At 70.2% G+C, this 12,251-nt stretch carries 11 protein-coding genes; 5 read left to right on the top strand and 6 right to left on the bottom strand.

Translation table 11 applies throughout. The annotated features are described in order from the left end of the window. Positions 1–70: 70 nt before the first annotated feature. Positions 71–1,330, bottom strand: coding sequence for an RtcB family protein (locus RT054_RS06855; protein WP_396837235.1), 1,260 nt, complete (start codon positions 1,328–1,330; stop codon positions 71–73). Positions 1,331–1,537: 207 nt separating this feature from the next. Between RT054_RS06855 and RT054_RS06850 the strand changes: the two genes are divergently transcribed. The 3 genes from RT054_RS06850 to RT054_RS06840 all read left to right on the top strand — a co-directional run bounded on the left by RT054_RS06850 (position 1,538) and on the right by RT054_RS06840 (position 4,901). Continuing rightward, a complete protein-coding gene (locus RT054_RS06850) occupies positions 1,538–2,230 on the top strand; it encodes an MBL fold metallo-hydrolase (protein WP_312718083.1) in 693 nt (230 codons plus the stop codon). Between the two features lie 114 nt (positions 2,231–2,344). After that, complete coding sequence (locus RT054_RS06845; protein ID WP_312718084.1) at positions 2,345–3,208, top strand: EamA family transporter; 864 nt, start codon at positions 2,345–2,347, stop codon at positions 3,206–3,208. Between the two features lie 181 nt (positions 3,209–3,389). Then, entirely contained in the window at positions 3,390–4,901 is a 1,512-nt protein-coding gene (locus tag RT054_RS06840; RefSeq protein WP_312718085.1) for an acetyl-CoA hydrolase/transferase family protein, read from the top strand. Positions 4,902–4,971: 70 nt separating this feature from the next. On the opposite strand, the gene RT054_RS06835 is transcribed toward RT054_RS06840, so the two are convergent. The 5 genes from RT054_RS06835 to RT054_RS06815 form a co-directional block, all read right to left on the bottom strand. After that, positions 4,972–5,958, bottom strand: a complete 987-nt coding sequence (locus tag RT054_RS06835) for a TerC/Alx family metal homeostasis membrane protein (RefSeq protein ID WP_312718086.1) — start codon at positions 5,956–5,958, stop codon at positions 4,972–4,974. 189 nt (positions 5,959–6,147) lie between these two features. After that, a complete protein-coding gene (gene uvrB, locus RT054_RS06830; protein WP_312718087.1) occupies positions 6,148–8,229 on the bottom strand; it encodes an excinuclease ABC subunit UvrB in 2,082 nt (693 codons plus the stop codon). A 41-nt stretch (positions 8,230–8,270) separates the two neighbouring features. Beyond that, entirely contained in the window at positions 8,271–8,942 is a 672-nt protein-coding gene (locus RT054_RS06825; protein WP_313022718.1) for a hypothetical protein, read from the bottom strand. 44 nt (positions 8,943–8,986) lie between these two features. Next, entirely contained in the window at positions 8,987–9,724 is a 738-nt protein-coding gene (locus tag RT054_RS06820; protein ID WP_313022717.1) for an ABC transporter ATP-binding protein, read from the bottom strand. Continuing rightward, the gene (locus RT054_RS06815) at positions 9,721–10,074 is read right to left on the bottom strand and encodes a GntR family transcriptional regulator (protein WP_313022715.1); all 354 of its coding nucleotides are present in this window, start codon (positions 10,072–10,074) and stop codon (positions 9,721–9,723) included. Before RT054_RS06815 ends, RT054_RS06820 begins: the two co-directional genes overlap by 4 nt. Before the next feature lie 167 nt (positions 10,075–10,241). Between RT054_RS06815 and RT054_RS06810 the strand changes: the two genes are divergently transcribed. After that, on the top strand, positions 10,242–11,729 hold the full coding sequence (locus RT054_RS06810) for an AlkA N-terminal domain-containing protein (RefSeq protein WP_313022714.1): 1,488 nt from the start codon (positions 10,242–10,244) through the stop codon (positions 11,727–11,729). After that, positions 11,726–12,247 (top strand): methylated-DNA--[protein]-cysteine S-methyltransferase, encoded by a 522-nt coding sequence (locus tag RT054_RS06805; RefSeq protein WP_313022713.1) that lies wholly within the window; start codon positions 11,726–11,728, stop codon positions 12,245–12,247. The genes RT054_RS06810 and RT054_RS06805 overlap by 4 nt, the downstream gene beginning before the upstream one ends. The last annotated feature ends 4 nt before the right edge of the window (positions 12,248–12,251 follow it).

Below are 12,251 nucleotides of genomic sequence, written 5' to 3'. Positions count from 1 at the left end.
CCTCCGACAACCCTTCGGCCCCGCCGTCCCCGCAGGTGGTGGCGGGGACGGCGGGGACGAGCGCGGGGACTCAGCCCTTGACGCAGAGAATCGTCTCGAGCCTGGTCACGACCTCGACGAGCGGGCTCGGGCCGGTCGTCTGCGCCTCGATGACCGCCCCGAGGTCCTTGTAGGCCCCGGGGATCTCGTCGAGGACGCCGGCGTCCTTGCGGCATTCGATCCCCGACGTCTGCTCGGCGAGGTCGGCGAGGGTGAAGGCCTTGCGCGCCTTGGTCCGCGACATCCGTCGCCCGGCCCCGTGGGAGGCCGAGCACAGACCCGCCTCGTTCCCCAGGCCGCGAACGACGTAGGAGCCCGTGCCCATCGACCCCGGGATGAGGCCGAGGTCGCCGCGGCCGGCCCGGATCGCGCCCTTGCGGGTGACGACGAGGTCGAGACCGTCGTAGGTCTCGTGCGCGACGTAGTTGTGGTGGCACGTCACGCGCTCGCCGAACTCCACGGTCGGGAAGGCCCGCCGCACGACCCCCTCGAGGAGCACGAGCATCGACTCGCGGTTGAGAAGGGCGTACTCCTGCGCCCAGTGGAGGTCGTGGAGGTAGGCCTCCATCTCGGGGGTGTCGGCGAGGAACACGGCGAGGTCACGGTCGGGCAGGCCGAGGTTGTGCTCGAGCCCCTTCGCCCGCTCGATGTGACGCTCGGCGAGCTCCTTGCCGATGTTGCGGGAGCCGGAGTGGAGCATGAGCCACACCCGCCCCTCGTCGTCGAGGGTCGTCTCGATGAAGTGGTTGCCGCCCCCGAGCGTGCCGCACTGGGCGATCGCGCGGAGCCGCCGGTCCGCGACCCGCGGGGCGCGGAGCCCGTCGAAGCCCCGCAGGTGGCTCGTCACCCGTGCGGCGAGGGCCGGGTCGTCGCGGAGGTCGGCCGCGTCGTCGTGGGCGTGGAACCCGACGGGGATCGCCGCCTCGATCGCCGCGCGCAGCGGCCCGAGGTCGTCGGGGAGGTCCTCGGCGCGCAGGGACGTCGGGACCGCGGCCATGCCGCAGCCGATGTCGACGCCGACGGCCGAGGGGGCGACGGCGCCCTCCATCGCGATGACGGACCCGACCGTCGCGCCCTTGCCGTAGTGGACGTCGGGCATGACCGCGAGACGCCGTGTCCACGGCAGCGCGGCGACGTTGCGGAGCTGCTGCTGCGCCGCCGGCTCGATCGTGTCGACGTCGGCCCACAGGGCGGTGTTCCCCGTCCCGGGCAGCGGACACGGGTAGCCCGCGGACGACGGCGTCGATGCGGTCGGCACGATCGTGGGGTCGGGGTCGACCCGGGAAGACATCCTGCTCATGGTGCTCGAGTCTGAGTCCACCGTGTCCGACCGGTCCACCGGATTTCCGGGACCCGTGGCCGTCGCGGGACGGATCGGGTCGCCCCCTGCGCCCAACTCGACGTCGACATGGGCGAGGATGTGACGCACGACTCGGTCCGTGGGCACGTGCGCGGGGCCGGGTCCGTGCCAGCAACTCGCCTGCGACGGAGGAATCTCATGAGCACCCAGACCGGCAATGGCACCCCCGTGGACACCTACACCGGAGACGTCACTCCCGGAGGGCCCAGCGACACCCGCAACATGGGGACGTGGAAGCTGCGCAAGCTCAGCGTCGGGGAGATGGACAACAACGTCTACCTCCTCACCTGCATGGAGACCGGCACGCAGCTCCTCGTCGACGCGGCGGCCGAGCCCAACCACCTCATCGATCTCGTCGAGGAGGGCTGGGGCCGCCTCAACGGCATCCTCACCACGCACCGTCACGCCGATCACACGGGCGCCCTCGCCGAACTCGCCCAGCGCACCGGGGTCCCCACGCTGGCCGGCGAGAACGACGCCGACGCCCTGCCCGTCGCGCCGGACCGCCGCCTGTCCAACGGCGACACGATCGAGGTCGGTGACCTGCATCTCGAGGTCATCGAGCTCCGCGGCCACACCCCCGGCGCCATCGCGCTCGCGTGGACCGACGCCGACGGGCACGCCCACATCATCACGGGTGACTCGCTGTTCCCCGGCGGGCCCGGCAAGACCGGCTCCCCGGAGGACTTCGCCCAGCTCATGTCCGACCTCACCGAGCGCATCTTCGACCGCTTCGACGACGACACCTGGATCTATCCGGGCCACGGCAAGGACACGACGCTCGGCGCCGAGCGTCCGCACCTCGACGAATGGCGCGAGCGCGGGTGGTGACCCGCTTCCCCTCACCCCGCAGGGTCACGCCGACGACGGCGTGACCCTGCGTCCGTCCGGGGTCGCGTGACGAACGTGGCCCGGCCATCCGCTCGACCCCTCAGGAGCCCATCCATGCGCCGACCGCAGGTCTCGCCGGTCGTCCTCGTCCTTCTCGCCGTCGGCTCCGTGCAGTTCGGCGGTGCCCTCGCCGCGACGCTGATCCCCGCCGTCGGGGCCCTGGGATCGGTGACGTTGCGCCTCGCGATCGCGGCCGCCGTGATGCTCGCCGTCCTGCGCCCCCGGGTGCGCGGGTACGACGCCGGGGACTGGGCGACGGTCGCCGGGTTCGCGGTCGCGCTCGCGTCGATGAACGCCGCGTTCTACGCCTCGTTGTCCCGTCTGCCGATCGGCGCCGCGGTGACCATCGAGTTCGTCGGCCCGCTGCTGCTGGCGGCGGTGTTGTCCCGACTGGCGAAGGACTTCGTCGCGGTCGCCGTCGCCGCCCTCGGCGTCGTCCTCGTCTCCGGGGTGATCGGGACGAGCACCGAGCGGCTCGACCCGGTCGGCGTCGTGCTCGCGTTGCTCGCCGGGGCGTCCTGGGCGGCGTACATCCTCCTGTCGGCCCGCACCGGCCGACGGTTCCCCAAGCTCGACGGGCTGGCCCTCGCGATGGTCATCGCGACGCTGATCGTCGCCCCCGTCGGCGTCGTGACGGCGGGGCCCCGGCTGTGGCACGTCGACATCCTCCTGCAGGGTGCGGCGATCGCGATGCTCTCCTCGGTCATCCCCTACTCGCTCGAACTGCTCGCGCTTCGCCGCATGCGCGCCGCGGTCTTCGGAGTCCTCCTCAGCCTCGAACCGGCCGTGGCGGCCGTCGCCGGGTTCCTCGTCCTCGGGCAGCGCCTCACCGGCACGCAGCTCGTCGGTCTCACCGCCGTCGTCCTCGCCTCGGCCGCCGTGACCCGGCGCACCGAGCCCGCGCCGCCGGAACCCTGATCCCCACCGGACGAGCCGCCGGTGACGGGCGGTCACGGGGCCGCCGCCGCACGGAATCGGAGCGGGACCTAGGGCCGGTCGCGCAACGCGCGTTCGCCGCGGCGGAGCGGTTCTCGTTACCGTGGAGTCCGTCCCCGGGCGGCCATGTCGGTCAGCCACGGTCCAGTCGGATGGAGGAACGATGACCAGTCGCGTGGGTAAGGCGTCCCTGCGAAGCAAGATCATGTCGGCAGAGGAGGCGGCCCAGTTCATCGAGGACGGCCACAACGTCGGCATGAGCGGGTTCACCGGCGCCGGATACCCCAAGGTCGTCCCGACGGCCCTCGCCAACCGCATCCGCCAGCAGCACGCCGCCGGGCACCAGTTCCGGATCGGACTGTGGACCGGTGCCTCCACGGCACCCGAACTCGACGGTGCGCTCGCGGAGACCGGCGGCGTCCGCACGCGGCTGCCGTACCAGTCGGACCCGGTGACCCGCACGATGATCAACGACGGGGTCATCGACTACAACGACATCCACCTGTCGCACCTCGGCCCGCTCGTCCGCGAGGGCTTCCTCGGCAAGCTCGACGTCGCGGTCATCGAGGTCGCGGCCATCACGGACGACGGCCGCCTCATCCCGAGCTCCTCCATCGGCAACAACAAGGTGTGGCTCGACGAGGCCGAGAAGGTCATCCTCGAGGTGAACTCGTGGCAGAGCCTCGAGCTCGAGGGGATGCACGACGTCTACGAGAAGTTCGCCCTCCCGCCGTACCGCATGCCCGTGCAGATGACGCGGCCGGGCGACCGCATCGGACAGCCGTACCTCTCGGTGGACAACGACAAGATCATCGGGATCGTCGAGACCAACCACCCGGACCGCAACACGCCCTTCAAGGCGCTCGACGAGACCTCCCAGGCCATCGCGGGTCACTTCATCGAGTTCCTCGAGCACGAGGTGCGTCTCGGCCGCCTCCCCAAGGAGTTGCTGCCCCTGCAGTCCGGCGTGGGCAACATCGCCAACGCGGTGCTCGCCGGTCTCCTCGACTCCGACTTCGAGGGCCTCACCTCCTACACCGAGGTGATCCAGGACGGCATGGTCGATCTCATCGACTCCGGCAAGCTCAGCGTCGCCTCGGCGACGGCGTTCTCGCTCTCCCCCGACTACGCGGAGCGCATGAACGACAACGCCCAGCGGTACCGCCGCAACATCATCCTGCGGCCCCAGGAGATCTCGAACCACCCCGAGCTCATCCGCCGCCTCGGCGTCATCGCCTGCAACGGGCTCATCGAGGCCGACATCTACGGCAACGTCAACTCGACCCACATCATGGGAAGCCGGATGCAGAACGGCATCGGCGGGTCCGGCGACTTCGCCCGGAACGCCTACATCTCCTGCTTCGTCACCCCGTCGACGGCCAAGGGGGGCGCGATCTCCGCGATCGTCCCGTTCGTCAGCCACGTCGACCACACCGAGCACGACACCAGCGTCATCGTCACGGAACAGGGCCTGGCCGACCTGCGTGGTCTCGCGCCGCGCAAGCGTGCCGACCTCATCATCGAGAAGTGCGCCCACCCGGCCTACCGGCCCGCGCTGCACGACTACGTCGAGCGCGCCAAGCAGGTCGCGAACGGACAGCACACGCCCCACGATCTCTCGCTCGCCCACGAGTGGCACCGCCGGTTCCTCGTCGAGGGCACGATGGCCCACTGAGCTCCTCCCCTCGAACGAGAGCGCTCCGTCCCCTGTCGGGGGCGGAGCGCTCTCGTTCACGAGGGCCTGTTCAGGCCGCGGCGTTCTCCCGGCCGGTCTTCAGCAGCGAGAGGACGGTCGTGACGCCGAGGATGAGGACGATCGCCCCGAGGGAGACGCCGGTGGAGATGACCGGGACGTGCAGCGGCTGACCGCCGTTGATGAACGACAACTGGTTCTCGTGGAGGGCGTGCAGGATGAGCTTGACGCCGATGAAGGCGAGGAGCACCGACAACCCGAGGCTGAGATACACGAGACGCTCGAGCAGGCCACCGATGAGGAAGTAGAGCTGCCGTAGTCCCATGAGGGCGAAGATGTTGGCGGTGAGGACGATGAACGGCTCCTTGGTGAGGCCGAAGATCGCGGGGATGGAGTCGAGCGCGAACATGAGGTCGGTGGTGCCGAGGGCGAGGATCGTGATGAGCATCGGGGTGGCGACCTTCTTGCCGTCGACGCGCCCGAAGAGCCTGGTGCCGAACTCCCACGAGGTCGTCGCGCTGAACCTCCGCTCGACGAACTTGAGCAGCCCGTTCTCCTCGAACTCGTCATCGTCGTCGTCCTCGAGGCCCTCCTTGCCCAGTTTGATCGCCGTGTAGATGAGGAACGCCCCGAACAGGTAGAACATGAACGAGAACTGGTTGATCAACGTGGCACCCAACGCGATGAAGATGCCGCGGAGGATGAGCGCGATGACGATGCCGACCATCAATGCGGTCTGCTGATACTTCTCGGGCACCCCGAACTTCGCCATGATGATGATGAAGACGAAGAGGTTGTCGATCGACAGCGAATACTCGGTGAGCCAGCCGGCGTAGAACTGGATGCCGTAGTCCCACCCGGAGATCAGGCCGATCCCGAGGCCGAACAGGATGGCCGACCCCACGAAGAACGCGAGGTGCCGGGCGGCCTCCGCCATGCTGGGTTTGTGGGGCCGACGGGCGATGACGACGATGTCGATGAGGAGAAACGTGGTCATCACCGTCAAGGTGACGATCCAGACCCACAGCTGGACGTCCATGAATGAAGAGGCCTTTCAAGGGAACCTGCGGAGGTCTCTCCCGCCCGTCAGGCGGACCGGCACCCCGAACCCCGCCAGCGGCGGCCGGTGCCGCGCTGCCGGAGTCGTGCTGACGAGGTCACCGCGTGGGGATACTCCCCTCCGTGCGCGAGAAGTCTGTCATACGGGTCGGTGCACCGGAGCGGCGCGTCACCGGGTGGCTTCGTTCATCTGCCGCAGCTCTTTCTTGAGGTCGGAGACCTCGTCACGCAGACGGGCGGCGAGCTCGAAGTGCAGGTCCTCCGCCGCCTGGTGCATCTGCGCCGTGAGGTCCTGGATGAGCGCCGCGAGTTCGCCCGCGGCGGCCGGGACCTCGCGCCGCGGGGCGTCCGTGCCCTTGCCCCGGCCCTTGCCGCGCGACTGGGTGCGGCCGCTGCCCATGAGGGCCTCGGTGTCGGCGTCCTCGCGACGGAGCTGGTCGGTGATGTCGGCGATCTTCTTGCGCAGCGGCGTGGGGTCGATGCCCTTCTCGGTGTTGTAGGCGATCTGCTTCTCCCGCCGCCGACGTGTCTCCTCGATGGCCGCCTCCATCGACGGGGTGATCGAGTCGGCGTACATGTGCACCTGTCCGGAGACGTTGCGCGCGGCGCGGCCGATGGTCTGGATGAGGCTGCGCGTGGAGCGGAGGAACCCCTCCTTGTCGGCGTCGAGGATCGAGACGAGGCTCACCTCGGGCAGGTCGAGGCCCTCGCGAAGCAGGTTGATGCCGACGAGCACGTCGTACTCGCCCAGCCGCAACTCGCGGAGGAGTTCGACGCGGCGGAGCGTGTCGACCTCGGAGTGGAGGTACCGCACCCGCACGCCCTTGTCGAGCAGGTAGTCGGTGAGGTCCTCGGCCATCTTCTTCGTCAGGGTCGTGACGAGCACCCGCTCGTCGCGGTCGGTGCGGAGGCGGATCTCGTCGAGGAGGTCGTCGATCTGCCCCTTGGTGGGCTTGAGGACGACCTCGGGGTCGACGAGGCCCGTGGGGCGGATGATCTGCTCGACGAACCCGTCGGACTTGGCCAGTTCGTAGTCGCCCGGGGTCGCCGAGAGGTACACCGTCTGCCCGATGCGCTCGAGGAACTCCTCCCACTTGAGAGGCCGGTTGTCCATCGCGCTCGGCAGCCGGAACCCGTGGTCGACGAGGGTGCGCTTGCGGCTCATGTCGCCCTCGTACATCGCCCCGATCTGCGGGACCGTGACGTGCGACTCGTCGATGACGAGGAGGAAGTCCTCGGGGAAGTAGTCGAGGAGGCAGTTGGGCGCACTCCCCCGGGGACGGCCGTCGATGTGCAGCGAGTAGTTCTCGATGCCCGAGCACGACCCGACCTGCCGCATCATCTCGATGTCGTAGGTCGTGCGCATCCGCAGCCGCTGCGCCTCGAGCAGCTTGTTCTGCTGTTCGAGTTCGGCGAGCCTCCCCTCGAGCTCGAGTTCGATGCCGCGGATCGCCCGTTCCATGCGTTCGGGACCCGCGACGTAGTGCGACGCGGGGAAGACGTACATCTCCTGCTCCTCGCGCACGACCTCACCGGTGAGGGGGTGAAGGGTGTAGAGCGCCTCGATCTCGTCGCCGAAGAACTCGATGCGGACCGCGAGCTCCTCGTACATCGGGATGATCTCGACGGTGTCGCCCCGCACCCGGAAGGTGCCACGCGTGAACGCGAGGTCGTTGCGCGTGTACTGCATGCCGACGAACCGACGCAGCAGCTCGTCGCGGCCGATCTCCTGCCCGACCTTGAGGCGCGCCATGCGGTCGACGTACTCCTGGGGCGTGCCGAGACCGTAGATGCAGGAGACCGAGGCGACGACGACGACGTCGCGCCGCGTGAGCAGGGAGTTCGTGGCCGAGTGCCGCAGCCGCTCGACCTCCTCGTTGATCGAGGAGTCCTTCTCGATGTACGTGTCGGTCTGGGGGACGTACGCCTCGGGCTGGTAGTAGTCGTAGTAGCTGACGAAGTACTCGACCGCGTTGTTGGGCAGCAACTCACGGAACTCGTTGGCGAGCTGCGCCGCGAGGGTCTTGTTGGGCGCGAGCACGAGGGTGGGCCGCTGGACCTGCTCGATGAGCCAGGCGGTGGTCGCCGACTTGCCGGTGCCCGTGGCCCCGAGCAACACGACGTCCTGCTCCCCCGCGTTGATGCGCGCGGTGAGCTCGGCGATGGCGGTGGGCTGGTCACCGCTCGGGGAGAACTCCGAGACGACGTCGAACGGGGCGACGCGTCGCTGCAGATCTGTGGTGGGCCGCATGTCTGACACGGTAGACCCGCCCACCGACAACCCTTCGTCGCTCAGGGCACGGGCAGCCGGCGCATCATCATGACGTAGGCGACCGCCATGGCGCCGAGCAGCACCGCGACGGAGACCGGAGCCATCTGGACCGTCAGCTCCAGGACGCCGAACACGAGCACGAGTACCACGACGATCGACCCGAGGACCACCCACCCCACCCACGGGCGCCAGCGGAGGAAGAGGGCTGTCACGGCGAACGCGATCGCCGTCGTTGTCGCCATGCCGACCACGAGGACGGCGAGTTGGGACGGCAGCGCCCCCAGGTTCGGGTCGCCCGGGGTGAGCAGCGCGACGACCAGGGAGGTCAGGACCCCGACGACGACCGTGTACGCGATCGCCATGAGGGTGAGAGCGAGCATCACGATCATGACGTCACGACGGGTCACACCGAGGGACACCAGCAGCCGCGGCATCGTCGCCTGCACGATGACGAGCATGACCACCGCCGTTCCGGCGACCGCGCTGACGATGGACCACGAGCCGCCGGCGCTCACCCGCACGCCGTCGCGGGACGCTTCGATTCCGAGGAGCATCTCCGGGCTCGAGGCGACGATCTCCCATCCCCGCGCGAGGGCGAGGCCGTACAGCCCGGCGAGGAGGAGGGCGGTGCCGCCCGTCACGGCGAGGACGACACCGAAGACCCGGCCCATCAGAAGGGTCAGGAGAAGCACGGAGCGTCGATGGCGCCCGGATGTGCCGGTGCCGGACTGGTCGATCATGATGAACCTCCCCTGCTCACGGTGACGAGCACGTCGGTCAGCGAGGCCAGTTCACCCTCACCGGAATAGGTACGCCGCACCTCGTCGGCGTCGCCGACGGCGACGAGCCGACCTTCGTGAAGGATGACGACGTCCTCCATGAGCGGCTCCACCTCGTCGAGGAGGTGGGACGACAGGACGATGGTGCGGGGGTGAGCGACGTAATCGGCCATGAGCTCGTCGGAGAACCGGCGCCTCGCGACGGCATCCATCCCGAGGTACACCTCGTCGAGGATCGTGACCTCCGCCCGCGAGGCGAGCGCCAGCGCCACGAGGAACGCCGATCGTTGACCGGTCGACATCTTCTGCGGGGTCCGCTTCATCGGAACGGCGAACCCGTCGATGAGGCGCCGGTAGAGCTCCTCGTCCCACTGTGGACGCAGGGCGCGGTACAGCCGCTCGGTGTGTCGCGGGCGCTCATCCTCGATGACGCCCCCGCGATCGCGCATGAGACACACCCTCGACAGGGCGTCGGCGTTCTCCCAGACGGGCTCTCCTCCGATCCGCACCGTGCCGTGGCCTGCCGGGATGAGGGCGGCGACGAGTCGACACAGCGTCGACTTGCCGGCCCCGTTGCGCCCGACGAGCCCGGTGATGACCCCGGCACGGAGGGTGAGACTCACGTTCTCCAGGGCCGTCCTGGAACCGAAACGGTGCGTGACGTCGTCGATCTCGATGGTCGGTGGGCGGGTCATCGGTCCTCCTCGATGTGCCGGATGATGTCGGCGAGCGGGATGCCGAGGCTGCGAGCCTCGGCGAGCGCAGGGTCGAGCACGTCGTCGTAGAACGCCGCTCGTCGGCGGGTGGCCAGGCGGTCGCGCGCCCCTTCGGAGACGAACATCCCGAGCCCGCGTCGTTTGTGGATCAGCTGCTCCTCGACGAGCAGGCTCATCGCCTTGGCTGCCGTCGCGGGGTTGATGCGGTAGGTCGTCGCGTACTGCGTGGTGGACATGACCTGGTCCCCCTCGGAGAGGTCACCGGCCAGGATCGCGTCGCGGATCTGCGCCGCGATCTGCTGGAAGATCGGTGATCGGTCGTCGAACACGCCGCACCGCCCCTCTGGTTCTGTTGTTCATTACTCCACTAATGAACCCTTGAACATCGGATCTGTCAACCCTGGGGTGTGACGATGGCTCCGCCCGGCCGCACGCCCGCGGGCGTCGTGTCGCATTCCTGCCAGACAGGCTCGACGACAGGGGGGATGCTGGGGGCATGATCACGCACCTGGACCGGGAGGCCTGCCTGCGGGCCGTGACCGGCCGGGACGCCCGTTTCGACGGGTGGTTCGTCACCGGGGTGCGCACGACGGGGATCTACTGCCGGCCGAGCTGCCCGGCGATGACCCCGCGAGCCCGGCACGTCGACTTCTACCCCACCGCAGCGGCCGCCCAGCGCGCCGGCTTCCGGGCCTGCAAGCGATGCCGACCCGACGCGAGTCCCGGCTCCCCGGAGTGGGACACCCGCGCCGACCTCGTCGCCCGCGCGATGCGACTCATCGCCGACGGGGTGGTCGACCGGGACGGCGTCCCCGGACTCGCGGCGCGCCTGGGCTACAGCGTGCGGCAGATCGAGCGGGCGATGCGTGCCGAACTCGGCGCCGGGCCGCTCGCGGTCGTCCGCGCCTCCCGCGCCCAGACCGCCCGGACGTTGGTGGAGTCGACGTCGATGCCCCTGTCGCAGGTCGCCTTCGCCGCCGGGTTCGCGAGCGTGCGGTCGTTCAACGCCACGATGCGCGAGGTCTACGCCACGACCCCCCGTGACCTCCGGCCCCGCGCGGGATCGACCGGCGAGGAATCGGCCGGCACCCTGTCGGTGAGGTTGCCCTTCCGCGCACCGTTGCACCCCGACGACCTCTTCGGCCACCTCGCCTCGACGGGAGTGCCCGGTGTCGAGGAGTGGCGCGACGGTGCGTATCGGCGGACCCTCGCCCTGCCCGGTGGTCCCGGGATCATCACCGTGAGTCCACCCTCGGGGGATCATCCGCACGTGCGTGCCACCCTCCGCCTCACCGACCTCCGCGACGCGGGGGCGGCGGTGGCCCGCTGTCGCCGTCTGCTCGATCTCGACGCCGACCCCGTCGCCGTCGACGGTGCCCTCGCGACCGACCCCGTCCTCGCGCCCCTCGTCGCCCGGGCCCCCGGGCGTCGGATACCCCGCACTCCCGACCCGGCCGAGTTCGCGCTGCGCGTCGTCCTCGGCCAGCAGGTCTCCACCGCCGCGGCCCGCACCCACGCGGCCCGCCTCGTCGCGCAGGTCGGCCGACCCGTCGAGGATCCCGTGGGAGGACTCACCCACCTGTTCCCCGCCCCGGACGCCGTCGCCGCCGCCGACCCCGACTCCTTCGCCCTGCCGCGGACCCGGCGAGACACGCTCCTCGCCCTCGCGGGCGCCCTCGCCGACGGGAGCCTCGACGTCGGCGTCGGCGCCGACCGAGATCGGGCCCGCGCCGTCCTCGGCGGGAACCGGGGCATCGGCCCCTGGACGGTGGATTCCGTCGCGATGCGCGCCCTCGGAGACCCCGACGTGTTCCTCTCCGGTGACCTCGGCATCCGCCAAGCCGCCGCGGCCCTCGGCCTGCCGACGACCCCACGCGCCCTCGCCGCCCGGACCGCGGCATGGCGCCCCTGGCGCTCCTACGCCGTCCTCCACCTGTGGGGGACCCTCGACCACCCGATCACCCGTCTGCCGGAGGACTCATGACCGACCCCCTGCCCCACGCCGCCGGCGATCGTCGCCACACCACCCTCGGCAGCCCCGTCGGCGACCTCACGCTCGTCTCCGACGGCGCCCACCTCGTCGGCCTCTACATGACCGACCAACGGCACCGACCCGAGGAGACCACGTTCGGCCCCCGTGCCGACGACGTGACGCCGTTCGCCGCGGCCCGGGGGCAACTGGCCGAGTACTTCGCAGGTGAACGCACGGCGTTCGACCTACCGCTCGCCCCCGCGGGCACGGAGTTCCAGCGCCGGGTGTGGGCCGCCCTCTTGACCATCCCCTACGGCCACACCTGGAGCTACGGCGAGCTCGCCACGCGGATCGGCAACCCCCGCGCCTCCCGGGCGGTGGGGCTCGCCAACGGGCGCAACCCGATCGGCATCGTCGTCCCGTGTCATCGCGTCGTCGGCAGCGGCGGGTCGCTCACCGGCTACGGCGGCGGACTCGAACGCAAGCGTCTCCTCCTCGACCTCGAACGCGCCGCCCTGGCCGGCGCCTGACACG

The sequence above is a fragment of the Mobilicoccus sp. genome (genome assembly GCF_032060985.1).
Taxonomy (GTDB): domain Bacteria; phylum Actinomycetota; class Actinomycetes; order Actinomycetales; family Dermatophilaceae; genus Mobilicoccus.
The sequence above is the reverse complement of the archived record's forward strand: the minus strand, read 5'-3'. Positions and strand labels throughout refer to the sequence as shown.